The organism is Actinomadura chokoriensis, assembly GCF_039529475.1.
Classification (GTDB): Bacteria; Actinomycetota; Actinomycetes; order Streptosporangiales; family Streptosporangiaceae; genus Spirillospora; species Spirillospora bangladeshensis.
In genome coordinates, this window is the sequence record NZ_BAAAMW010000005.1 from 150,584 (window position 1) to 174,968 (window position 24,385).

The 24,385-nt window shown below is 71.9% G+C and carries 18 protein-coding genes and 1 tRNA gene; 15 read left to right on the forward strand and 4 right to left on the reverse strand.

Annotated features, from left to right (window positions below; genetic code table 11):
* Positions 1 to 38: 38 nt before the first annotated feature.
* The gene (locus tag ABFX46_RS13715) at positions 39 to 212 is read right to left on the reverse strand and encodes a hypothetical protein (protein ID WP_346042362.1); all 174 of its coding nucleotides are present in this window, start codon (positions 210 to 212) and stop codon (positions 39 to 41) included.
* 879 nt (positions 213 to 1,091) lie between these two features.
* Here ABFX46_RS13715 and ABFX46_RS13720 point away from each other — a divergent pair.
* Positions 1,092 to 2,474 (forward strand): serine/threonine-protein kinase, encoded by a 1,383-nt coding sequence (locus ABFX46_RS13720; protein ID WP_346042363.1) that lies wholly within the window; start codon positions 1,092 to 1,094, stop codon positions 2,472 to 2,474.
* Positions 2,475 to 2,673: 199 nt separating this feature from the next.
* A complete protein-coding gene (locus tag ABFX46_RS13725; RefSeq protein ID WP_346042365.1) occupies positions 2,674 to 4,452 on the forward strand; it encodes an AMP-dependent synthetase/ligase in 1,779 nt (592 codons plus the stop codon).
* On the opposite strand, the gene ABFX46_RS13730 is transcribed toward ABFX46_RS13725, so the two are convergent.
* Complete coding sequence (locus ABFX46_RS13730) at positions 4,440 to 5,429, reverse strand: AraC family transcriptional regulator (RefSeq protein ID WP_346042366.1); 990 nt, start codon at positions 5,427 to 5,429, stop codon at positions 4,440 to 4,442. The genes ABFX46_RS13725 and ABFX46_RS13730 overlap by 13 nt on opposite strands.
* A 120-nt stretch (positions 5,430 to 5,549) precedes the next feature.
* Here ABFX46_RS13730 and ABFX46_RS13735 point away from each other — a divergent pair, with 120 nt between their 5' ends.
* The 8 genes from ABFX46_RS13735 (at position 5,550) to ABFX46_RS13770 (ending at position 13,986) form a co-directional block, all read left to right on the forward strand.
* Positions 5,550 to 6,389 (forward strand): MaoC/PaaZ C-terminal domain-containing protein, encoded by an 840-nt coding sequence (locus ABFX46_RS13735; RefSeq protein ID WP_346042367.1) that lies wholly within the window; start codon positions 5,550 to 5,552, stop codon positions 6,387 to 6,389.
* A 25-nt stretch (positions 6,390 to 6,414) separates the two neighbouring features.
* The gene (locus tag ABFX46_RS13740) at positions 6,415 to 7,617 is read left to right on the forward strand and encodes a lipid-transfer protein (RefSeq protein WP_346042369.1); all 1,203 of its coding nucleotides are present in this window, start codon (positions 6,415 to 6,417) and stop codon (positions 7,615 to 7,617) included.
* Between the two features lie 12 nt (positions 7,618 to 7,629).
* Positions 7,630 to 9,204, forward strand: a complete 1,575-nt coding sequence (locus tag ABFX46_RS13745) for a nitrilase-related carbon-nitrogen hydrolase (RefSeq protein WP_346042370.1) — start codon at positions 7,630 to 7,632, stop codon at positions 9,202 to 9,204.
* Positions 9,205 to 9,238: 34 nt separating this feature from the next.
* Positions 9,239 to 10,069 carry an SDR family NAD(P)-dependent oxidoreductase gene (locus ABFX46_RS13750; protein WP_346042372.1) on the forward strand — a complete coding sequence of 277 codons (831 nt, stop codon included), beginning with the start codon at positions 9,239 to 9,241 and terminating at the stop codon, positions 10,067 to 10,069.
* On the forward strand, positions 10,066 to 11,184 hold the full coding sequence (locus ABFX46_RS13755) for a CaiB/BaiF CoA transferase family protein (protein ID WP_346042374.1): 1,119 nt from the start codon (positions 10,066 to 10,068) through the stop codon (positions 11,182 to 11,184). Before ABFX46_RS13750 ends, ABFX46_RS13755 begins: the two co-directional genes overlap by 4 nt.
* Positions 11,185 to 11,499: 315 nt before the next feature.
* Complete coding sequence (locus ABFX46_RS13760; RefSeq protein WP_346042707.1) at positions 11,500 to 12,132, forward strand: hypothetical protein; 633 nt, start codon at positions 11,500 to 11,502, stop codon at positions 12,130 to 12,132.
* Positions 12,133 to 12,686: 554 nt separating this feature from the next.
* A complete protein-coding gene (locus ABFX46_RS13765; protein ID WP_346042375.1) occupies positions 12,687 to 12,884 on the forward strand; it encodes a hypothetical protein in 198 nt (65 codons plus the stop codon).
* A 283-nt stretch (positions 12,885 to 13,167) separates the two neighbouring features.
* A complete protein-coding gene (locus tag ABFX46_RS13770) occupies positions 13,168 to 13,986 on the forward strand; it encodes a hypothetical protein (protein ID WP_346042377.1) in 819 nt (272 codons plus the stop codon).
* A 305-nt stretch (positions 13,987 to 14,291) separates the two neighbouring features.
* On the opposite strand, the gene ABFX46_RS13775 is transcribed toward ABFX46_RS13770, so the two are convergent.
* Positions 14,292 to 14,377: transfer RNA gene (locus tag ABFX46_RS13775), tRNA-Leu, on the reverse strand.
* A gap of 109 nt (positions 14,378 to 14,486) precedes the next feature.
* Here ABFX46_RS13775 and ABFX46_RS13780 point away from each other — a divergent pair.
* The 3 genes from ABFX46_RS13780 (at position 14,487) to ABFX46_RS13790 (ending at position 18,946) form a co-directional block, all read left to right on the forward strand.
* Entirely contained in the window at positions 14,487 to 15,806 is a 1,320-nt protein-coding gene (locus ABFX46_RS13780; RefSeq protein ID WP_346042379.1) for a M20/M25/M40 family metallo-hydrolase, read from the forward strand.
* A gap of 79 nt (positions 15,807 to 15,885) precedes the next feature.
* A complete protein-coding gene (locus tag ABFX46_RS13785; RefSeq protein ID WP_346042380.1) occupies positions 15,886 to 16,575 on the forward strand; it encodes a hypothetical protein in 690 nt (229 codons plus the stop codon).
* A gap of 145 nt (positions 16,576 to 16,720) precedes the next feature.
* Positions 16,721 to 18,946: a chaplin family protein gene (locus tag ABFX46_RS13790; RefSeq protein ID WP_346042382.1), complete on the forward strand. Its 2,226-nt coding sequence runs from the start codon at positions 16,721 to 16,723 to the stop codon at positions 18,944 to 18,946.
* A 128-nt stretch (positions 18,947 to 19,074) separates the two neighbouring features.
* On the opposite strand, the gene ABFX46_RS13795 is transcribed toward ABFX46_RS13790, so the two are convergent.
* The gene (locus ABFX46_RS13795; protein WP_021596264.1) at positions 19,075 to 19,260 is read right to left on the reverse strand and encodes a DUF5703 family protein; all 186 of its coding nucleotides are present in this window, start codon (positions 19,258 to 19,260) and stop codon (positions 19,075 to 19,077) included.
* 240 nt (positions 19,261 to 19,500) lie between these two features.
* Here ABFX46_RS13795 and topA point away from each other — a divergent pair, with 240 nt between their 5' ends.
* On the forward strand, positions 19,501 to 22,182 hold the full coding sequence (topA, locus tag ABFX46_RS13800) for a type I DNA topoisomerase (RefSeq protein WP_346042384.1): 2,682 nt from the start codon (positions 19,501 to 19,503) through the stop codon (positions 22,180 to 22,182).
* A 127-nt stretch (positions 22,183 to 22,309) separates the two neighbouring features.
* Positions 22,310 to 24,286, forward strand: coding sequence for a dTMP kinase (tmk, locus tag ABFX46_RS13805; protein ID WP_346042386.1), 1,977 nt, complete (start codon positions 22,310 to 22,312; stop codon positions 24,284 to 24,286).
* Positions 24,287 to 24,385: the final 99 nt, after the last annotated feature.

Below are 24,385 nucleotides of genomic sequence, written 5' to 3' on the forward strand. Positions count from 1 at the left end.
GACGGTCGGGCGCCCTGCGGGGCAGTCGGAGCGGCCGATCACGAGAACCAGAACAGCGCGGAGATCACGGCGGGGAGCGCGCCCAGGAGCACCGCGATCGCCGTGATGACCGCGGGGAGGCGCGGCGTGGAGCGCAGCACCCACACCACGAATCCGACAAGGACAAAAAGGGTCAGAATCACCACAACTCCGGCAGTCAGTGGATCGTGCATGAATAGGCGCTCCTTTGGGCCCAGGGACGTCCGCGCGGGGGGCGTGACGTGGATAGACCCCAGTTCGCCACACCATCTGGGGTGCCCGAGCCCGGAAGCGCCGTTGCGGAGCGAAGCGAGAGGGCGCGGAAAGAACCGCCCGTACCACCCGTGGTCAGCGGGTAGACCTGGCGACCGGGGTGGCGGGCTCCGCGGGTTGCTCTCGCGTCGCCTCCGATCCTCTCGGATCCTTCCGTTTTCGCTCTGCGAAACCGGGCCTGCTCGTTCCGACCTGGGCGTTCACGGAAACGAGAGGAAGCGGAAGGCCCGCGTGGCGCATGTTGACCATGGGTGATCGGCCGTGGTGGAAGAATGCTGACACTTGGCGCCGAGTCGTTATTCTTCCCCCGGCGCATCCCGACGTGTTGTGACGCTCTGAAAGCAACCGACCATGGCCGACAAGGCGCCTTCTCAGCATGACCTGCCCCACGGGCCCCTGATCGAGAACCTGAACAATTTTCGGGAATTCTGTGGCGGGCCGAGCCTGGGGGATATCGAGCGGATCTCCGCGCAGCTCGCCAAGCACTATGGCGACCGCCGCTACGGCAAGATGCCGCTGACCCAGCCCACGGTGAGCGCTGTGCTGGGCCAGCATCGTCCCCGAGCCGCGCTTCGACCGGGCCGGCGCCACGCAACCCCTCAACATGGCCGCGCTGTTCGCCACGATGGACGCCGAAGAACTCGCCGAAGCCGTCCAGCGCATCCTCCTGGCCAACACCACGTCGCCCTGAACCGGGGCGTGCCGGTCTGCCGTTGTGGCGGAAGTCGCCGCCCGTAGGTTGAAATTGGGCCTTGGCGAGTTCCGGCCCGGTGCCGGTGGATACGGCGGGTGGTGCAGGGTTGCTGGTCGAGGGTGCGCTGGTCGCGGGTCGCTACCGGGTTTCCGAGCTGCTGGGTGAGGGCGGCATGGGCCAGGTGTGGCGGGGCGAGGACCTCCGGCTGGAGCGTCCCGTGGCGGTCAAGGTGCTGCAGCCTCACCTGATGCACGGTTCCGTCCGGGAGCGGGCACTATCGCGGTTCGAGCGGGAGGGACGTGCGGCCGCGCGGCTGGTACACCGCAACATCGCCGCGGTCCACGACGTCGGCGAGCACGACGGGCTGCCCTATCTGGTGCTGGAATACCTGCACGGCCCGGATCTGAAGGGCCTACTGGACCGGCACCCCGGCGGGCTCCCGATCGAGCACGTCCTCACGTTCGGGGCGCAGGCGGCCGTGGGCTTGGCCGCCGCGCACGCCGCCGGGATCGTTCACCGCGACGTCAAGCCCCACAACCTGATGCTCGCCGCCGACGGCACGGTGAAGGTCTGCGACTTCGGGATCGCCCGGCTGCAGGGCGCCACCAGTGGCCTGACCGGCGGCGCCACGATCGGCACCATCGCCTACATGGCGCCCGAGCAGCTGATGGGGCAGTCCGTCGACCATCGCGCCGACCTGTACGCCCTGGGGGCGACCATCTTCCAGTTGCTGACCGGCCGCCCCGTCTTCACCGGCGAAGACGCCCGCGCGGTGGTCGCCCAGCACCTTGCGGCACCGCCGCCACCGGCCGGCCCCCTCAGAGCCGACACCCCACCGGAGCTGGACGCCTTTCTGCAGGCACTGCTGGCCAAAGAACCCGACCAGCGACCACCGGACGCGGCCGCCGTCGCCGCATACCTGGACGACCTGTGGAGGCAGCGCACCGATCCGGACCACCCCATCAACGCCCTGCGAGTCCGCGCCGCCCAAGCCGGAGAGCACGGCATGGCCGGCCGCTACAGCGTCGCCGTCGGCATCTTGCAAAGCCTGCTACCCGACCGCCAGCGCGTCCTGGGCCCGGAGCACCCCGACACCCTGACCACCCGCCACAACCTCGCCCACTGGACGGGCCATGCCGGGGACCCGGCCGCCGCACGCGACCAGTTCGCCGACCTCCTCCCCGTCCGCGAACGCGTCTTGGGCCCGGAACACGCCGACACCCTGAACACCCGCCAGAGCCTCGCCCACTGGAGGGACCAGACGGATCTGTTCGTCCAGGCGGTCGCGTTGGTCGTGTCCAGCCAGTTCGGGTCGAGGTCGATGCTGCAGCGCAAGCTGCGTATCGGGTTCTCCAGGACCGGGCAGCTGATGGACCTGATGGAGAGCCGCGGCATCGTCGGGCCGAGCAAGGGCTCCAAGCCGCGGGACGTGCTGACCAACCGGGACGACCTTCCGGGCGTGCTCGCGCAACTGCGCGGCGGAGACTGATCCGGCGCGCAGAGAGCAGCCGGGGGCTCCGGCGGGTCAAGGTTCGGGCGTGGATTGAGCGCGCGGGTCCTGCAATGGGCGCGCGGCGGTCCTGTGCGGCGCGGGGGTGGTCGGCCGACGATGGCAGGCGTCCGGGTGGGTCGAAGGCGGGCCCCGGCAGGGAGCCAGGACAGCCCGGGGACGAGGAGCCAGGTCACCCATGGACGACGCCAGAGACGTACCGCAGTCGGCGCGGAGCCTCGCCGAACTCTTCCAGCGCACGGCCGCGGCGCGGGCCGGTCAGATCGCGCTGCGCGATTCGGACGGCGCCGTGGAGCTCACCTGGCGCGAGTACGCCGAGCGCGTGCGGCGGATCGCCGGCGGCCTCGCCTCGCTCGGCGTCCGCCGGGGGGACGCCGTGGCGCTGATGCTGACCAACAGGCCCGAGTTCCATCTCGTGGACACGGCGGTGCTGCACCTCGGCGCCACGCCCTTCTCGGTCTACAACACGAGCCCGCCGGCGCAGATCACGCACCTGTTCTCCAACGCCGGCAACCGGGTCGTGGTGACCGAACGGCAGTGGGTGCCGGCGGTCGGCGCCGCCGGCGGGGCGGTGGAGCACATCGTCTGCGTCGACGGCGCGGCCGAGGGCGCGCTGACGCTCGCCGACCTTGAGGCCCGGTGGCCGGAGGGGTTCGACTTCGAGGCCGCCTGGCGGTCGGTCGGCCCCGAGGACCTCGCCACCCTGATCTACACGTCCGGGACGACGGGCCCGCCGAAGGGCGTCGAGGTGGAGCACCGCGCGATCCTCGCGTGCCTGCGCAGCGGCCTCGACCTCCCCCATCTGGGCGCGGGCGCGCGGGGCGGGCGGCTGGTCTCCTACCTCCCGGACGCGCACGTGGCCAACCGGTACTTCAGCCATTACCTCGCGATGGCCGCGGGCGCCTCGATCACCACGGTGGCCGACCTGAAGACCGTGGCGCAGGTGCTGCCCTCCGTCCGGCCGACCGTCTTCCTCGGTGTTCCGGCCTTCTGGTACAAGGTGCAGGCCGCGCTCACCCAGGCGATCACCGCGCAGAGCGGCGTGCGCCGGCGTCTCGCCGCCCGGGCCATGGGCGTCAGCCGCGCAGCCGCGGACCGGCGGGCCTCCGGCCGCGCCATCCCGGCCCACCTGGCGATCCGGTCGGCCGCCGCGGACCGGCTGGTGCTGCGGCGGCTCCGGGCCCGCATCGGCCTGGACGAGGCGGACGCCGTCATCACCGGGTCCGCGCCGATCGCCGCGGGCGCCGTCCGGTTCTTCCAGTCGCTCGGCGTCGAACTGTGCGAGGGGTGGGCGATGTCGGAGTCGTCCGCCGCCGGGGCGATCAACCGGCCGGGCGAGATCCGGCCCGGGACGGTCGGCCGGCCGATGCGGGACGTCGAGGTGCGGGTGGCGGCCGACGGGGAGCTGCTGATGCGCGGGCCGACGCTGATGCGGGGCTACCGGGGGGACAAGGAGCGGACGGCCGAGGCGATCGACGCGGACGGCTGGCTGCACACCGGCGACGTGGGCACGGTCGACGCCGACGGGTACGTCACGATCGTCGACCGCAAGAAGGACCTGATCGTCAACTCCTCCGGCAAGAACATGTCGCCGGCGAACATCGAGAACGCCGTCCTCGTCTCCTGCCCGCAGGCCGGGTCCGTGGTCGCGGTCGGCGACCGCCGTCCCTATGTCGTCGCGCTGATCGTCCTGGACCCCGTCGCCGCGGGCGCCCTCGTGCCCGGCGATGCGGACGCCGCCGTCCTCGCCGGGCTGCCCGAAGTGCGCGCGGCCGTCGAGGCCGGCGTGGCCCGCGCGAACAGGACGCTGTCGCGGGTCGAGCAGATCAAGAAGTTCCAGCTCCTGCCGGGCCCGTGGGTCCCGGGCGGTCCGGAGCTGACCCCGACGAACAAGCTGCGGCGGCGGGAGATCGCCGAGCGGTACGCGGCGGAGATCGAGGCCCTCTACCGGCGATAGGCACCGGGCGGCTGCCCGGTCCACCGGCGGAACGCGCGCCGGAACGCGCTCGCCTCGGAGAACCCCAGCCGCCTCGCCAGCTCCTCGACGGACTCCTCACCGCGGGCCAGGCTGGCGACGGCGGCCTCCCGCAGCAGGTCCTCCTTGAGCTGGCCGATCGAGGTGTGCTCGGCCCGCAGGAGCCTGCGCAGGTGCTGCGTGCTCATGTTGAGCCGCGCGGCGATGTCGTCGGGCACCGGCCAATGGCCGCTCAGCCCGCGCGCGAGGATCCTGCGCACCTGGTCCGCGGTGGACGAGCCGTAGTCGCGGGTCGCGAACCACACGTTCGGCTGGTCGGCGAGGTAGTCGGCGAGCTGCCGCTCGTCCCGCACCAGCGGCGCGGTCAGCAGCGCGCGGTCGAAGGCCAGCACCAGTCCGGCGGCGTCGAACACCGGGTGCCGGCCGAACACCGCCTCGTACTCGGCGGCGTACGCGGGGGACGACCAGGGCAAGCGCAGCTCGCGCAGGACGATCCGCCGCCCGACGAGCCAGCCGAGGACCCGGTGGATCAGCGTGGCGAGGAGCTCGCCGCCCAGATGGTCGGGATCGTCCAGCAGGCTCACGTCGATCTCCACCTCGACGAGGGCGTCCCCGGCCGTCACGCGCAGCCGGGGCGTCCCCAGCACCTCGCCGGCCTCGGCCAGCCGCTGCAGCGCCGCCCGCAGGTCCGGGACGTGGATCACCGAGCGCATCATCAGCTGGAACGCGCCGAGGCGCACGGGCGGCCCCAGCCCGAAGAGCTCGTCCCCGGTCAGGAGCCACAGCTCCTGGGTCAGCTCCGCCACCTGGGACACCGTCACGGCGGCACCGCCGGACGGATCCGCGGCGCTCGCGGGCAGACCCGCGCGCCGCAGCAGCGAAGCCGCGTCCAGGCCCTGCCGCTCACCGATGCGCACCAGCCGCCGGGCGACGTTCCCCGGCAGCGCCGACCTGCTCACGGACGCACCCTAGCGCCCCGACCTGCACCGGGCGGGCCGCGGGCGGCTGCGCGCCGCGGTCATGGAATGTGCGAGGCACGGTGCTCGGCCGGGCGGGCGGAGATCCGTAGCTTCGCCGGTATGTTCAGCACGCAGCAGGTCGGGGTCTGGAGCGACCCCGTCGAGTTCGCGGTGACGGCGGAGCGCACGGCCGCCTACGCCGAGGCCACCAACGACCCCATCGCCGCCCATCGCGACGGCACGCTGGCCCCGCCGGTGTTCGCGGTCGTCCCCGCCTTCTCCGTCATGGCGCGGCGGACGCTGGCCGCCGCGCCCGAATCGGCCGCCGGCCGGATCCTGCACGGCCGGCACGACCTGCTGATCCGGCGTCCGATCGTGCCGGGCGACGTGCTGAGCACGCGCGCGCAGGTCGTCGGCGTCCACGCCCGCAGCTCCGGTGTCGTGGTGACCACGCTGGTGGAGACGCGCGACGCGGCGGCCGGACCGGTCAACGAGCAGTACTTCACCGGCTTCTTCCGCGGCGCGCGGCACACCGGCGGCGACGCCGGGCGCACGGCTCCCGACCACGGATCGGCCGGCGACGTGCGCGGCCGGGCGCCCGACGCGGTCGTGGTGCAGAAGTTCGACGACGACCAGACCTTCCGCTACGCGGAGGCGTCCGGGGACACCATGCCCGTCCACCTCGACGAGGACTTCGCCCGCCGGGCCGGCCTGCCGGGGATCATCGTCCACGGACTCTGCACGATGGCCTTCACGTCCCACGCGGTGATCGGGCACGCCGCGCCCGGCGACCCGGCCCGGCTGCGGCGCCTGGCCGTGCGGTTCAGCGCTCCCGCGCGCCCCGGGCAGACGATCACCACGACGGTGTGGACGTCCGGGCCCGGCCGGTACGCCTTCGGGACGGCCGGCGACGGAGGCGTCCCCGTGATCACCGACGGCCTCGCCGAATTCACCGCCTGACGGCCGCACCCAGAAGGAGATCACCATGTCACGCAAGGTCTTCGTCATCGGAGTCGGCATGACGAAGTTCGAGAAGCCCGGCCGCCGCGAGGGCTGGGACTACCCGGCGATGGTCGCCGAGTCCGCGTCCGCGGCGCTGGCGGACGCCGGCGTCGCGTTCGCCGACGTGCGGGAGGTGTACGCCGGTTACGTCTACGGCGACTCCACCAGCGGCCAGCGGGCCGTCTACGAGCTGGGCATGACCGGCGTGCCGGTCGTCAACGTGAACAACAACTGCGCCACCGGGTCGTCGGCGCTGTGGCTGGCGGCCCGCGCCGTCGCCGGCGGGTTCGCCGGCTGCGTGCTCGCGGTCGGGTTCGAGAGGATGTCGCCGGGGTCGCTGTCGGAGGTGTGGTCCGACCGGGCAGGCCCGCTGGAGCGGCACATCGGCGCCCTCGCCGAACTGCGCGGTCCGGGAGCGCCGATGGCGCCGTGGATGTTCGCCGCGGCCGGCCGCGAGCACATGGAGCGGTACGGCACGACCGCCGAGCAGTTCGCGCGGATCGCGCACAAGAACCACAAGCACTCGGTGAACAACCCCTACGCCCAGTTCCGGCGCGAGTTCGCCCTCGACGAGATCCTCGGCGCGCCGACCATCGTGGAGCCGCTCACCAAGCTGCAGTGCTCCCCGACCTCGGACGGCTCGGCGGCGGCGGTCCTCGCCGGCGAGGAGTTCGTCGACCGCCACGGCCTCGCCGGCCAGGCGGTCGAGATCGTGGGGCAGTCCGTGGTCACGGACCTGGACAGCACGTTCGACGGGACCGCCGCCGCGATCGTCGGGGCGCACATGAGCCGGGCGGCGGCCAGGCAGGTGTACGAGCAGGCGGGGATCGGCCCGGACGACCTGGACGTCATCGAGCTGCACGACTGCTTCTCCACCAATGAGCTGCTCACCTACGAGGCCCTCGGGCTGTGCGCGCCCGGCGAGGGCGGCGAGCTCGTCGACGCCGGGGAGACGACCTACGGCGGCACCTGGGTGGTCAACCCGTCCGGCGGCCTGATCTCCAAGGGCCACCCCCTGGGCGCGACGGGACTCGCGCAGTGCGCGGAGCTGACCTGGCAGCTGCGCGGTACCGCCGGCGCCCGCCAGGTCCCCGCGGCCGCGTCCCGCACGGGTGTCGCGCTCGCGCACAACATCGGCCTCGGCGGCGCCGCCGTCGTCACGGCCTACCGACCCGCCGAGCGGTGACCAGGAGGACTCATGAGCGACAGCACGATCAAGCCCGAACCCGATGCCGCCGAGCGTCCGGGGCCCTCGTCCCGGCACGGTGACGGGGACGCCGGGCACCGCCTCTCGCCGGAACGCCGCCGGTACCTCTGGCTGGCCCTCGGCCTGCTCCTGCAGCTCTTCGCCGTCGGCGGCCGCTGGGATCTGGCGCTGACCGCGTGGGGCTTCCAGATCTTCCTCCTGAGGTTCCTGCGCACCGGCCGGCCGTTGACGGCCCTGCCGCTGGTCTGGCTGGTGGGCGTCGCCGGCGGGCTGTTCTGGGTGGTGCAGCTCGCGGTGCCGCTGACCTTCCTGACGGTCATCGGCGTGCTGAGCCTCGCGTCCGGCTGCCTCGTGCCCTTCGCGGTGGACCGCTTCGTCTCGCCGCGGCTGGGCTCACTCGGACGGCTGCTCACGTTCCCGGCCGCGCTGACCGCCACCGCCTTCCTGCTCGGCACCTACAACCCGTTCGGCGCCGCGTACGGGCTGCTCGCGGTCACCCAGCACGCGAACCTGGCGCTGCTCCAGGTGCTGTCGGCCGCCGGGCCGTACGCGGTCACCTTCCTCATCGGCATCGTCGCGACCGCCGCCAACCACCTGTGGGAGCGCGGCGTCTCGTGGCGCGGCGCGCGGCCCGCCCTCGCGGTGGCCGCCCTGCTCGGCCTGGTGATCGTCGGCGGACAGGCGCGGCTCGCGTTCGCTCCCGCCTCGACCGCGCCGACCGTCCGCGTGGCGGGCGTCAACCCGACCAAGGCGACGCTGGCGGAGGCCGAGCGGCTGCTCGGCACGGACCTCGGCGACCACGAGGCCGTCGCCCGCGTGGATCCGGCGAAGGTGCGCGCCGCCGCCGACGCGATCTCCGCGCAGCTGTTCGCCGACACGCGGAAGGCGGCCCGGTCGGGCGCGAAGATCGTCCTCTGGTCGGAGAACGCGCAGCGGCTGCGGTCCGCCGACGAGCCGGCGTTCCTCGCCAAGGCCGGCGAGCTCGCCCGGCAGGAGGGCGTCTACCTCAACGTCGCCGCGAACGTCTACCTGCCCGACGCCCCCTACGGCCGGGACCAGACGGTGCTCCTCGGCCCGGACGGCAAGGTGCTGTGGACGTACCAGAAGCGCCACCCCATCCCCGGGCTGGAGAGCTACAAGCCGGGCCAGGGCCCGGCGCCCGTGGTGGAGACGCCGTACGGCCGCCTGTCCAACGTCATCTGCTACGACGCGGACTTCCCCGCCATGATGCACGTCGACGCCGACATCATGCTCGTCCCCGGCGGCGACTGGCCGGAGATGGGCCGCATCCACACCCAGATGGCGAGCCTGCGGGCCATCGAGAACGGCTACGCCCTGGTGCGGCAGGACTTCAACGGCTCGTCCCAGGCATTCGACCATCAAGGCAACGTCCTGGCACAGCAGGACACCACGCCCGGCGACAACGAGCCGTGGATCGTGGACGTCCCCACGCGCGGCACGACGACCCTGTACCGCCTGACCGGCGACATCTTCGCCTGGCTGTGCGCCGCGGCGACCCTCGCCGCCCTCGGATTCGCCGTCCGCCGCTCACGGTCGCGCGGCTGACACCGGGAACACCCCTCACCTTCCAAGGAGAACCATGGGAAAGCTGGACGGACGCACCGCGCTGGTGACCGGCGCCGGACGCGGGATCGGCCGGGAGATCGCGCTCAAGCTCGCCGCCGACGGGGCCAACGTCGTCGTCAACGACCTGGACGACGAACCGGCCGCGGGCACGGTCGAGGCGGTGGAGTCGCGCGGCGGCGCCGCGGTCGCCTGCCCCGGCAGCGTCACCGACGCCGCCTTCGCCCAGCGGTTCGCGGCCGCGGCCGTCGACGCCTTCGGCGGGATCGACATCATCGTCAACAACGCCGGCTACACGTGGGACTCGGTCATCCAGAAGATGTCCGACGAGCAGTGGGACGCCATCCTCGGCGTGCACCTGACCGCGCCCTTCCGCATCCTGCGCGCGGCGCAGCCGGTCATCGCGGAGGCGGTGCGCCGGGAGCGGGAGGCCGGCGGACCGGTCGCCTGCCGCAAGGTCGTCAACGTCTCGTCGGTCGCCGGCCTCGGCGGCAACGCCGGGCAGGTCAACTACGCGGCGGCGAAGGCCGGCATCACCGGGATGACCAAGACGCTCGCCAAGGAGTGGGGCCGGTACAACGTCACGGTCAACACGGTGGCGTTCGGTTTCATCCGCACCCGGCTGACCGAGGCGGCGGCCGGCCAGGGCGGCACCATCGAGGTCGAGGGCCGCAGCATCAGGGTCGGTGTCAACCCCGGGCTGCTGGCGGCGGCGGAGCAGATGATCCCCCTCGGCCGCACCGGCACACCCGAGGAGGCCGCCGGCGCGGTGCACCTGCTCTGCATGCCCGAGTCCGACTACGTCAGCGCCCAGACCCTCGTCTGCGGCGGCGGGCTGAGCCTGTGACGGGGGACGGGCCGGGCGGCCCGCTGGCCGGGGTCCGGGTGGTCGAACTGGCCGGCATCGGGCCGTGCCCGTTCGCCGGGATGATCCTGACCGAGATGGGCGCCGACGTGGTCCGCGTCGACCGTCCCGTCCGGGGCGTCATGGACGTGCTCGATCCGGCCGCCGACCTGCTCGGCCGGGGCAAGCGGTCGATCGTGCTCGATCTGAAGCACCCGGAGGCCGTCGCGGCGCTGCTGGACCTCTGCGACACGGCCGACGTGCTGCTGGAGGGCTTCCGCCCCGGGGTGGCCGAGCGCCTCGGCCTCGGGCCGGAGCCCGTCCAGGCCCGCAACCCCCGCCTCGTCTACGGCCGGATGACCGGCTGGGGGCAGCACGGACCCGACGCGTCCACCGCGGGCCACGACATCACCTACATCGCACCGACGGGCGCGCTGCACGCCATCGGGGCGGCCGGCGGCGCGCCCGCCATCCCTCTCAACCTCGTCGGCGACCTCGGCGGCGGCGCCGCCTACCTGGTGATGGGCGTGCTGGCGGCCCTGCACGAAGCGCGCTCCACCGGCCGCGGCCAGGTGGTGGACGCGGCCATCGTCGACGGCACGGTCCACCTGCTCGGGATCGTGCACAGCCTGCTGGCCGACGGCCGGTGGAGTGACGAGCGCGGCACCAACCTGCTCGACGGCGGCGCGCCCTTCTACGCCGCCTACCGGACGCTGGACGGGCGGTACATGGCCGTCGGCGCGCTGGAGCCGCAGTTCTTCGCGACCTTCGTCCGCCTGCTCGGCGTCGAGGTCGACCCCGCCGACCAGTCGGACCGCGCCCGCTGGGACGGCATGCGCGCGACGTTCGCCGCGGCCTTCGCCACCCGCACGCGGCACGAGTGGACGGAGGTCTTCGCGGGCAGCGACGCCTGCGTGGCACCGGTGCTGTCGCTGCGCGAGGCCGCCGGGCATCCGCACCTCGCGGACCGCCGCTCCCTGGTCGAGGTCGACGGCGTCCTGCAGTCCATGCCGGCGCCGCGCTTCTCACGCCATCCCCACACAGCACCCGCTACGGCACCGGGGCTAGGCCAGCACAACACGGAGGTCGTCCCCACACTGCAGAGCCCCCAGGCGTAACCCTGCGCCGTCCGCCAGCCAGCGTGGAACGCGATCTAATCGCCTTCCACCGCCTGGCCGCTTCATGGGCGGAGCAGCACGTCCCCGACCGCGCCGCCTCGCTCGCCACGTTTCTCGTCCGAGCATTGGACGTCCCGCCTGAAGGCTCGCCACGAGTCTCCTGAACGTCCTGGCGCTCTTGGACTCGGCACCAGTACCGCGGCAAGTGCAGGGTCCACGCAGTGAGACAGATGTGAACCTGTCTCCGGGATCACGTCCGCGGAAAACAGGATGTGCCGCCGAAGGGGTGTGAGACAGACTTCAAGGGTGATTGAGATGCAGCCGGTCTTGGAGGTGTACCGCCCAGAGGGCTTCACGCTCTGGCCGGTCGCCCGGTTGGAGCCGTTCAGCTACCTGCCGCTCAGCGGCACGCTCCTTCCGATCGAGGTCGGCACGGCGGTGATGGGGATCACCGAAGCCAACGACATGGATCCCGAGGACGGCCGTCCACAGCGTCCGGCCGATCCGCTCGGGGCCTTCCTGCACGGCCTTCTCACCATGGAGCCGCTCTTCGCGCCCGGCGGGCTGCGAGTCGTCGACACCGCGACGGGCACCACTCTGCTGCCCGGTTGCTGCAGCGGGATCGAGGACTGGCGCGAATGGTGGAGCGTCGTCGACGGCCATGCCCCGAGCGGCTTCCTCGGACACAATCCCACTCCATGCGCTGAACGTCACGGCGACATGGTTCGCATGATCGTCGACGCCGAGCGCGATGACAGTCCGGTGATCGAGTTGCCCGCCGCCGACCTGCGGCGTCTGCTGGCCGGCGTGGAACGCGACCTGACCGCCTTCCACCGCCTGGCCGCTTCGTGGGCCGAGCGGTACGTTCCCGACCGCGCCGCCCCGCTCACCGCCGCCCTGGCCCGCGCATTGGACGTTCCGCCCGAAGGCTCGCAACGGGTCTCCTGAACGTCCTGACTTTCTCGGACTCGGCACCAGTACCCCGCCAAGCGCAGAAACCACACAGTGGGACAAATGTGAACCTGCCCCACTGTGTCGTGAAGTCTCCGAGGACGGATCACCCTGTCCTCCCATACCACCTACGCTCTACGTACCGCCCTACCGTTCCGGGCGGCGCCATGACCGTGCTGTACCCCGGAACGCCGCGTCTGCACGTCGGAGTTCGGTGTCCTGAGTCAATAGTTCTTCGGTAGGCGATGGGGCGAGGGAATGCCGATCCCGAAGCTTGTACCGGTGGAAGGCGTTGGCGTTGCGGGCGCGGATCTTGCTTCACCACCGTGGCCGAGGCGCGTATCAAGCCGCCGGCACAATGCCAACGACGGGGACGCTCCGATCACCTTCGAGGGCGAACAGTAGAAGTAAGGATAGCGTCGACGGCCCAACTCGAAGCTGAGGTGACACAACCACCTCCTCATGCTTTCGGCGGGTTGACAGTCGTTCTTCTGGATGACCTTCGCCAGACGGCCGTGCAGCATCTCGGCAATCATGTCAGTCTGGCCGACATGAGCGTTTTCCAGTTCATCGACTCCCTTGCCCGCACCCTCGCCTGGCCTACCACCTCTGTCCTCCTCGGCCTCATCCTCCGAAGCATCCTTCTCCGCCTCGCCGGACCACACAGCGTGAACCGAAAAGGCCAAGACAAATCCGTCACAATCTTGGAGGGCCACGGCGACTTCAAGGTCGTTGATGGCGGGAGGTGATGTTGGTGAGCAGGCCGAGTGAGGGAGAGGTCGTAGGGCATCTCGCGGGACGGGGGACTGTACGGCTTGCGACTTGGGCCCGGCTCCCGGCCGTTTTCGGCGGCACCGTAACACCGTTATGCGCGGTGTCACATCTTGAAGTCCTCCTTGGTTCCTTGGGAGTTGCCGGAGGGGGAACGCGTTGACAGGGCCGAATTGCGCACCCGACTCGCCTGCTTTTCGTGTGCTGCGACGGGCTCTCTGGCCTCCGGAGCATTCCAACCGGCCCCCTCCCTTCTGGAACATGCCCTTTTTTCAGAGGAGGTTCTTCCCTAATAGGCCCTCCCTCTTCCCCAACAGGATTTATCCCCTGCTGGGCCTGGTCTACTTTGCGGTGTTCGCCCGGTGGGCCCTTTACCCGATCGGGGCGTACTACATCTTCCGCAGCGCCCGCCTCGTGACCTGGTTTCTCTTTCTCAAAGGAGCCTCCCCGCAGATCGACGACCGGCCTTTGGCGATAGTCAAGAAGTTGCGGGCGTGGACGGCGCTCCTAGTGCCGCTGGTGATCGCTGCGGTCGCTGGAGGTGGGGTGGCCGCGCAACTCGCCAAACACCTATCGATCTATTCCGTGTCCCCCGCGCTGTTCGTGCTCAGCGCGCCGCTTGTTGTCATGATCGTCATCGGCTGCGCGCAGCGCGATGCACGCTCGGCCATGTGGACGGCTGTGCGCACCCCGCTGTGCAAACTGCTCTTCTACCTCGGCACAGTGGCTCTCGCCTTCACCCTCTTCGCCGCCTTGCCCAGCGAAGTGAACCTGGATGACGCCGGCTGGGCGCTCCGGGTAAGAGTCGCGGCGTTCGTGTGGGCCCTGTTGGTGCTTCTGTTCGCCACGCCCAGGGTGATGCGGACCGGCTTCGGCCTGGGTGCGGTACACCCCGTCCTCCCGCCCGTGTTGGCCAGTGTTCTGACCTTGGAGTGCGCTGCTCTTCTCGGACTGCCCGGCGGACCATGGCCGATCACATGCCTGCTACTCCTCTGCGGCCCGGGCTTGGTGATCGCCATCTCGTGGTGGGAGATCCACCGGCTGCGGACCCTCCACGGGGTCACCCTGCGGGCCGGCTGAAGGACCCGACAGACCCCGGCAACCGCCCTCTGCCGCGGGCACATCGAACCGAACTCATGGCCCATGCTGCGTTTCCCCTGAGAACGCAGGGTTCGCCATCCCGGCAGACCGGGCGGTCACCGGCGACGGGTTGGCCGAGTTGCTGCACCAGACAGACCGGCGAACTCGCCCGCGCGGTCGTCCGCGCCTGCCCTGACGACAAGGCGGACCTCTACGTGAAGCTCGGGCTGAAGATGACGTACTACCCGTAGAAACAGCTAGTGGAAGCCAGGGTGGTCCCGACTTCCACATGTGCTAATGGTTTGTGTCCGAGGGGGGACTTGAACCCCCATGCCCCGTAAAGGGCACTAGCACCTCAAGCTAGCGCGTCTGCCTATTCCGCCACCCGGACCTGAGTCGCAGGCCGCAGCGCGGCTGCGGCGGGCTTCACTGTACCAAAGGAGACGAGTCGCGGCGAAGTCGATCGGCGGGGCACCATGGGACGGTACGCGAGAGGCGAGGTGATCACTGTGGTTCGGCAGCCGACCGCTGAGGACGAGGTCGTCCGGCTCTGCCAGGAGCTCATCCGGATCGACACCAGCAACCCCGGCGATCATTCGGGGCCGGGGGAGCGGGCGGCGGCGGAGTACGTCGCGGAGAAGCTCGACGAGGTCGGGCTGGAGTCGCGGATCTTCGAGTCGCATCCGGGGCGGGCCAGCCTCGTCGCGCGGATCGAGGGCGAGGATCCGGGACGGGATGCGCTGCTGCTGCACGGGCACCTCGACGTCGTGCCGGCGCGCAAGGAGGACTGGACGCGGGATCCGTTCGGCGGCGAAATCGCGGACGGGTGCGTCTGGGGCCGCGGCGCCGTCGACATGAAGGACATGGACGCGATGATCCTCGCGGTGGTGCGGCAGCGGCTCAGGGAGGGCCGCAGGCCGCCGCGGGACATCGTGCTCGCGTTCCTGGCCGATGAGGAGGCCGGGGGCAAGTGGGGTGCGCAGTGGCTGGTGGAGGAGCATCCGGGGCTGTTCGAGGGGTGCACCGAGGCCGTGGGGGAGGTCGGCGGGTTCAGCCTGACGGTGCCCGGTGACCGGCGCATGTACCTGATCGAGACGGCGGAGAAGGGCATCGCGTGGATGAACCTGACCGCCAAGGGGACGGCCGGGCACGGGTCGATGGTGCATCCCGACAACGCGGTGACCGCGTTGGCCGGGGCCGTCGAGAGGTTGGGGTCGCACGAGTTCCCGGTGCGGCTGACGAAGACGGTGCGGGCGTTCCTGGAGCGGGCCTGCCTGGCGTACGGGGTGGAATTCGACCCGGAACATCCCGAAAAGTGCCTTGGCGAGATCGGGCCGCTGGCGCGGATGATCGGTGCGACGCTCCGCAACACGCTCAATCCGACGCGGCTGGACGCCGGATACAAGACGAATGTCATCCCGCAGAGCGCCACGGCTCAGGTGGATGGACGGTTTCTGCCCGGATATGAGGAGGAGTTCTTCGCGGTCGTGGACGAACTTCTCGGTCCGGACGTCCAGCGCGATTTCGTCCACCACGACCAGGCGCTCGAGACCGACTACGAGGGCGCGCTCGTCGCGGCGATGGAAGCGGCGCTGACCTCGGAGGATCCCGGCGCCCTGCCGGTGCCGTACTGCCTGAGCGGCGGGACGGACGCCAAGTCGTTCGCGCGGCTCGGAATGCGCTGCTTCGGCTTCGCGCCCCTCAAATTGCCCCCAGAGGTGGACTTTTCCGGAATGTTCCATGGGGTCGACGAGCGCGTTCCGGTGGACGGGCTCCGCTTCGGCGCCAGGGTTCTCGATAAATTCCTCGACCGCTGCTGAATTTGCCCTCTCCAATGCGCTCCGTGGTGCTACCGTTACCTTTCGTTGAGGACGGTTCGGTCGCAACGGAGGGTGTTCGGTGGCAGGCGGCGCGGCGCAGATCCGGATGGTCCCCGTCCGGCTGCGCCGCGTCGTCGCCGAGCGGGCCGTCCAGCGGCTGCTCGTCCTCGGCGGGCTGCTGATCGCGGGCTGGCTCCTCGGGTGCGCGGCGCAGGCGGCGCATGCCGACGAGCTCCCGCCGCCCCCGTCGGCGGCGAGCGTCGTCGCGGAGACCCCCGTGCTGGGGCAGGCGGTCACGGCCGTCCATGAACGTGAGCCGGTGCGCCGGGTGGTGCGGGCCGTCGTGGCGAAAGCGCCCCGAGCGGTGACGCAGGAGCCCTCGGCGCTGCCGGCTCGCGACATGCCGGCCATACCGGTGTCCGGGCGACTCGATGCGGCATCCAAGGTCGCGCAGCCCGCCCCGGCATCGCACGTGCACCCGGCGCCCCAGGGCGGCCGCGGCACGCCCACTGCTCTCCACGTTTCCCGGACGCGGCCGTCCATCGGTCATGCGACGAGCCACGACGTCCGGCATCCCGCCGTGCCCGCGCCTCAGCAGCACGGCGATCATTCGGCCGGCGGGGCAGCCATCGGCGGTCTCACCGCCGGGTTCCCGAACACCGGCAGCTGGGCTCCGGCCCCGCCGCGCGCGTCGGTCGCGCGCGTCGTCGGCGCGATTCCCCCGGCCGTCCGCACCGCCGCGGACGAGCCGTCCTTCGCGCCCGACTAGATCCCCTTCACAGGCTCCGGACGCGTGCCCGTGCGGCTCGGGCGCGCCGCTCCGGTCACTCGCCGTGCCCTGGCGCGCGGCACCTCATCCCCCTGAGACCCACGGGACACGTGCGTCTCCCTCACTCTCCCCGAAACGGAGCATCATGCGAACGCGGGCAAAAGGCACGTCTCGTGCCGCGGTGCTCGCCGCGGGCTTTGTCGCCCTCGGCGTCACCGCCATCCCGTCCAACGCCTTCGCCGACGTCACGAGCGGCAACGGCGGCGTCCTGAGCGGCAACCAGATCGACGCGCCGATCGCGGCGCCCGTCGACGTCAGCGGCAACGCCGTCGCCGTGCTCGGCACCGGCGACGCCACGTCCCACGGCGGCGTCACGATCCACAAGCGCGGTCAGAGCGGCCAGAAGACCTCGGGCACGCACGGCATCGCGTCCGGCAACCAGGTCAACGCCCCGATCTCCATCCCGGTGGACGTGTGCGGCAACGCCGTCGCGATCGCCGGGGACGCGGTTGCCGGCTGCGAGGGCGGGTCCGTCGTCAAGCACGCCGGAAACACCGGGGCGGGCCGGCAGGCGTCCGGAATCTTCGGGATCGGCTCCGGCAACCAGGGCAACCTCCCGATCAGCGCGCCCGTGGACCTGTGCGGCAACGCGGTCGGCAGCGGGACGGCGTCCTGCGCGGGCGGCGCGTCCGTCCACGACGGCGGCCACGGGACGGACCAGACCACCGAAGGCGCCTTCGGGATCATCACCGGCGACCAGGTGAACGCCCCGATCAGCCTCCCGGTGACGGTCTGCGGCAACGCGGCGGGCGTGGTCGGCGAGGCGTGGGCGTTCTGCGAGGGCGGCGCCCACGCGCACGGCGACGGCACCGGCGGCGACCAGCACGCGTCCGGGACGGGCGGCGTCATCACCGGGACCCAGGGGAACGCGCCGATCTCCATCCCCGTCGAGGTCTGCGGCAACGGCGCCGCGATCGTCGGCACCGCCTCCGGCCTGTGCGAGGACGTCCCCGGTTACGGCGGCTACGACGGCTACTACCGCACGGCCGGTACCCAGCTGCCGCAGGCCGTCCCCGGAGCGGCGACCGACCTGCCCGCCACGGACACCGCCCTCCCGCAGAACACGCTGCCCCAGTTGGACGGCGTCTCCACAGCAGGCGATCTCGCCCAGGTCGGCGGCCTGACCAACCTCCTGGCCGCGCAGCCGGTGAACGGCCGCACCGCCCACGGCGACCTCACCACCACGGACGGCATCACGTCCGCGACGGACGACGTGGTGGCGAACAACGCGCTGCCCGGAAGCGGAGCCCTCTCCACGGTGCAGGGCCTCGCCGCGACGGATGACCTGGTCCGCACGGGCGGCCTGTCCACGCTGGCGGGTCTGCCCATGGCCGGCCACCGCGCGCAGGCCGGCCTCCCCGGCACCGACGACGTCGTGGCGCCGAACACGCTCCCGAAGCTGGACGCCACCTCCGCCCTGAACGGCCGCCGCGTCCCCGCGGACCTGTCCGCCGCGCACGGCATCCTCCCGGCGAACGGCCTGTCCAAGGGCCTGGCCCTGAACAACCTCTCCACCGCACACGGAACGGACGGCCTCCTCCCAACCGCCGCCCTCCCGACAACCACGCCGCCGGGGCTGAACGCCCAACGCACACGCGACGGCCTGCCCGACACCGACGGCCTCATCCCGGCGGGCACGCTGCCGAAGCTGGACGGTGTGTCGGCGGTGAGCGGCCAGCGTGCGAAGAGCAGCCTGCCCAGTACGGACGGTCTGGTCGCGGCGAACACGGTGCCGGGGCTGGACGGGGTGTCCGCGCTGGACGTTCACGATGGCCTGCCCGGGACCAACGGCTTGCTCCCGGCGGGCACGGTGCCGGGGCTGGACGGTGTGTCGGCGGTGAGCGGGCAGCGTGCGAAGGGTGGTCTGCCCGGTGCCGATGGCCTGGTCTCGGGGAACACGCTGTCCAAGCTGGGCGGTGTGTCCGCGCTGAGCGGCGGGCTGCCCGGCACCGGCGGGCTGGTGCCGGCGGGGTCGCGGGGTGCGGCTCGGCAGGGTGGGGCGCCCGTTGCGGTTTCGGTGCTCGACACGCGGGCGCTGCCGGGTGGTGGCGTCGTGCGGAGGCCGATCGGGCTGCGGGCCGTCGACGCGCTGCGGTCGCCGCGGCACGTGGTGGTGCCCGCCACGCCGGCGACGGGGCACGAGGTCGTCCCGGCGACGGGTGAGATCGGGCCGGTGCGCAACGTGGCGGCCAAGGAGACCGTCTCGGACGGGGCCGGGTCGCTGTGGGCGTTCGCCGCGAGCGGGTTCCTGGGTGTGCTGGCCGGGGCGCTGACGCTGGCGCGGCGGGTCCGGCTGGACGGGCGCCGCTGAGCGGCGGGGCCCGGTAGATCTTCGCCCGTCCCGGAGGCGCGGTCCGGGGCGGGCGAAGCCGTGCCACGGTGGGCCGGAAGCCGTGCCACGGTACGTCAGCGGGGTGCTACGCTCCGCCCGGGAACCGGTCAGAACGTGCGGACGGCGCGGATGACCTTGCGGCGGAGCTGAATACGGCGGCGGCCGTCCGGGTAGAGGCGCAACCGATCGATTTCCCAGCCGCCGCGTTCCGCGTGCTCGGTCAGGATCTGCCGGGCGGTATCACGCGTGGTGCCGCGGGGCAGTGACAGGACGAGGTAGGTGTACTCCGCCATTGCGACCATTATTACTTGGTCTACCGTGCGTACGGCACCCTTCGGTGGCGTCCCGGTCCGCGCGGCGCCCGGCGGCATGTCATCCTGTCTGGGGCGCGGGGCGGTGAGAATCCCGTCTTCCGTGGGGCGGCGCGATGGTCGAGGTGTGCGCGGGCATGAACGCGCCGTCCTGCGACGTTGTACGAAGCCGGTAAGAAAGAGCCTGTGTAAGAGGATCGAGACAGCGAGGTTGGAGCGACTGTGCCAGCCAAGAACGGCACCGCGAAGGGCAACGGCGCGGGTACGCGCCTGGTGATCGTCGAGTCGCCCGCGAAGGCGAAGACGATCGCGGGGTACCTGGGCCGCGGCTACGTCGTGGAGTCCAGTATCGGCCACATCCGGGACCTCCCGGGGAGCGCCTCCGAGGTGCCGGCCAAGTACAAGGGCGAGCCGTGGGCGAAGCTCGGCGTGAACGTGGAGCGCGAGTTCGAGCCGCTCTACGTGGTCAACACCGACAAGCGCCAGCAGGTGCAGAAGCTCAAGAAGCTGCTCGCCGAGGCCGACGAGCTCTACCTCGCGACGGACGAGGACCGGGAGGGCGAGGCGATCGCCTGGCACCTCCAGGAGGTCCTGAAGCCGAAGGTCCCCGTGCACCGGATGGTCTTCAACGAGATCACCAAGGACGCGATCCAGCGCGCCGCCGCGAATCCGCGCGAGCTGAACATGCCGCTGGTGAACGCGCAGGAGACGCGCCGCGTCCTCGACCGCCTCTACGGGTACGAGGTCAGCCCCGTCCTGTGGAAGAAGGTCATGCCGAAGTTGTCGGCGGGCCGCGTCCAGTCGGTGGCGACGCGGCTGGTCGTCGAGCGGGAGCGGGAGCGGATCGCGTTCGTCCCCGCCCACTACTGGGACATCGCGGGCCAGTTCGACACCGGCAAGGACGAGGAGCCCAAGGTCTTCAAGGCCGGGCTGGTCAGCGTGGACGGCAAGCGCGTCGCGCAGGGCCGCGACTTCGCCTCCGACGGCACGCTGAAGACCAGGGACGCGCTGCACCTGGACGAGGACGCGGCGCGGGCCCTGGCCGAGCGGCTCCGCGACCGTCCGTACGAGGTCAAGTCCGTCGAGCAGAAGCCGTACACGCGGCGCCCGTACCCTCCCTTTCGGACGACGACCCTCCAGCAGGAGGCCAGCCGCAAGCTGAACTTCTCCGCGAAGTACACGATGTCGGTCGCGCAGAAGCTGTACGAGAACGGCTTCATCACCTACATGCGCACCGACTCGATCACGCTGTCGGAGACGGCGATCACGGCGGCGCGCCGGCAGGCGGCGGCGCTGTTCGGCGGCCAGTACGTCCCGGACAAGCCGCGCGTCTACGCGTCCAAGGTCAAGAACGCGCAGGAGGCGCACGAGGCGATCCGCCCGGCGGGCGACACCTTCCGCACCCCGGCGGAGACGGGCCTCAGCGGCGACCAGTTCCGGCTGTACGAGCTGATCTGGAAGCGGACGATCGCGTCCCAGATGAAGGACGCGCTGGGCCAGTCGGTGTCGATCCGGGTGACCGGGACGTCGACGCGGAACGAGCGGGCCGAGTTCGGCGCGACCGGTAAGACGATCACGTTCTACGGGTTCCTGAAGGCGTACGTGGAGAGCGCCGACGACCCGTCCACCGACCGGGACGACCAGGAGCGGCGGCTGCCGAACCTGGCCGAGGGCGACCCGCTGACCGCGACCGCGGTGGACGCCGAGGGCCACTCGACCCGCCCGCCGGCCCGCTACACCGAGGCCAGCCTGGTCAAGGAGCTGGAGGAGCGGGAGATCGGGCGGCCGTCGACGTACGCCTCGATCATCGGGACGATCCTGGCCCGCGAGTACGTGTTCAAGAAGGGCACGGCGCTCGTCCCGTCGTTCCTGGCGTTCGCCGTGGTGAACCTGCTGGAGCAGCACTTCGGCAACCTGGTCGACTACGACTTCACCGCCCACATGGAGGACGGTCTCGACGAGATCGCCCGCGGCGACGCCGAGCGCGTCCCCTGGCTGAACCGGTTCTACTTCGGCGACAACGGCGAGGAGGGGCTGAAGGAGCTCGTCGGCGACATCAGCGACATCGATGCCAAGGGCATCAGCTCGTTCCCGATCAAGGGCTCCGACATCGTGGTGCGGGTCGGGCGGTACGGCTCCTACCTCGACCGGGACGGCGAGCGTGTCAACATCCCCGACGACATCGCGCCGGACGAGCTGACCGCCGAGAAGGCGGAGGAGCTGCTCGCGCAGCCGTCCGGCGACCGGGAGCTCGGCACCGACCCGGCGACGGGGCACGTGATCGTCGCGAAGTCGGGCCGGTTCGGGCCCTACGTCACCGAGATCCTGCCGGAGGCGCCGCCGCCCGCCGAGGGGAAGAAGCGGACGAAGAAGGCCGACACCCCCAAGCCGCGCACCGGTTCGCTGTTCAAGTCGATGTCGCTCGACACGGTCACGCTGGACGACGCGCTGAAGCTGCTGTCGCTGCCGCGCACGCTCGGCGAGCTGGACGGCGAGCCCGTGACCGCGCAGAACGGCCGGTTCGGCCCCTACATCAAGCGGGGCACCGACAGCCGCTCGCTCGGCTCCGAGGAGGAGCTGTTCACGGTCACGCTGGAGCAGGCGAAGGAGCTGTTCGCGCAGCCGAAGCAGCGCGGCCGCCGGGCCGCGTCCGCCGCGCCGCTGCGCGAGCTGGGCAAGGACCCGGCGAGCGAGAAGCCGGTCGTGGTGAAGGAGGGCCGGTTCGGCCCGTACGTCACCGACGGTGAGACGAACGCGAGCCTGCGCAAGGGCGACGAGGTCGAGTCGATCACGATCCAGCGGGCTGCGGAGCTGCTCGCGGAGCGCCGCGAGAAGGTGGCCGCGGGCGGCGGCAAGAAGAAGACGACGACCCGCCGTCGAACCTCCGCGAAGTCCGGTTCCTAGGGACATCTAGGCCGATACCCTGACCGACATGACCAGAACGGGCGCACCCCGGCCGCACCCCGCAGCGTCACAGCCGCCGGGCGTTTCGTCACCCTCGTCGCCTCCGCGGAGCGGGCCGTTCCGGCGGTTGCGGAGCGCACTGTCGCTGGCCGGCCTCGCGCAGTGGCTCAGTGTCCCCGCCCTGACCGCGATGGTCGCGATGCTGACCCGCGACGACGACGTGTCCGTGCGGCTGCAGGCGGTCGGCGGCACGCTGGCGCTGATGCTGCTGCCGGCGGTGCTGCTCGCCCCGCTGGCCGGGCCGCTCGCCGCGCGCGTCGACCGCCGCCTCATGCTGATGATCGCGGACGTGCTGCGGCTGGTGATCGTCGTCACGGTGCCGCTCGTGGACCTGCTCGCCTGGACGCTCGCCGCCGCGTTCCTGGTCTCCTGCCTGAGCCTGCTCTGGGCGGCGGCGGCGCGCTCGTCGCTGCGCGCCCTGCTCCCGAACGAGGAGCCGCGCGCCGCCCGCACCGCGTCCCGCGCGGTGTTCGGCCCGGCCCCGGTCGCCGCCGTGCTGTTCGCGGTCCTCGCCCTGATCGCCGACGGGACGCTCGGCCGCGGCTCCCGCGCCGACCTCGCCCTCTACGTGACGGCCGGGATCTTCGCCCTGTCGACCGCCGCTGTCGCGATGATCCGGGAGATCCCGGTCGCGGCGACGGCGCCGGCCCCGGCCCCGCTGAAGCTGCTGTTCCAGGGCCCGGGGACGGCCGCCGCGCGCGGCACCGGCCTCGCGATCGCCGCGGCGTCGCTCACGGCGGGCGCGGTCGTCGCCGTCGCCCGCGTCCACACCGGCGTGCTCGGCGGCGGCGACGCGGGCTACGGCACCGTCCTCGCCGGGCTGGCGTTCGGGCTCGGTTTCGGGATGTTCCTCGGGCCGCGCGCCCTCGTCCCGTTCAGCCGCCGCCGGCTCCTCGGCCTCGCCGTGGTCGCCGCCGCGCTCGCGCTGGTCGTGCTGGCCCTCGTCCAGAACCTGGTCGTCGTCGTGTTCACGACGGCGTTCCTCGGCGTGTTCGCGGGGGCCGCCTGGTCGACGGCCACCGCCGCGGTGACCGACCCGGACGCGCCCGAGGACGCCCGCCCGGTCGCCTACCTGCGCTCCGTCGCGCTCGTCACCGCGTTCGTCGCGCTCATCGCCCTCCCGCTGGTCGCCGGGGCGCTCGGCGCGCACCGGATCGAGCTGGGCGGCGGCGTCTACGACGTCGCCGGGTCGGGCGCGGCGCTGCTGATCGCGGCGGTCGTGGCGCTGGTGTGCGGGCTGCCCGCATACCGGCGGCTGGACGACCGGCGCGGCATCCCGCTCGTCCCCGACCTGCGCGCCGCCCTGCACGGCGAGATCTACACCCCGCCGCAGGCCGCCGCGGAGGAGGCGCAGCAGCCCGTCCGCCGGGAGCGCGGCGTGTTCATCGCGTTCGAGGGCGGCGAGGGCGCGGGCAAGACCACGCAGGCGCGGCTCGCCGCGATCTGGCTCCGCGACCACGGCTACGACGTCGTCACCACGCACGAGCCCGGCGCCACCAAGATCGGCATGCGGCTGCGGGCGATGCTGCTCGACCGCGACACGACCGGGCTGTCCGACCGCGCCGAGACCCTGCTGTACGCGGCCGACCGCGCCGACCACATCGCCAACGTGATCCGTCCGGCGATGGAGCGCGGCGCGATCGTCGTCAGCGACCGGTACGTCGACTCGTCCCTCGCCTACCAGGGGTTCGGACGGCAGCAGCCGGTCGAGGACATCGCCCGCGTCAACGCCTGGGCGACCGGCGGCCTCGTCCCGGACCTCACCGTCCTGCTGGAGATCCCGCCGGAGGCCGGGCTGCGCCGGCTGCCCGCCCCCGCCGACCGGATCGAGTCCGAGCCGCAGGACTTCCACGAGCGCGTCCGCGCCGGGTTCCGCGCCCTCGCCGAGGCCGACCCGGACCGCTACCTCGTCCTGGACGCGAGCCGCCCGCAGAGCGAGCTGAGCCGGGAGATCCAGTACCGCATCCACGCGATCCTGCCCGACCCCGTCCCGGCCGGAACCGAGGACGCGACGAGCACCTTCCCGGCCATCCGCGACTTCTGAATCGGTTCTCGGTAGCGGCGCAGACTCCGGGCTTTAGCCCTGGGGATGGCCGCCTCACGACGATGCCCGTACCAGCCCGTCATTAGATAGCTCAACGCT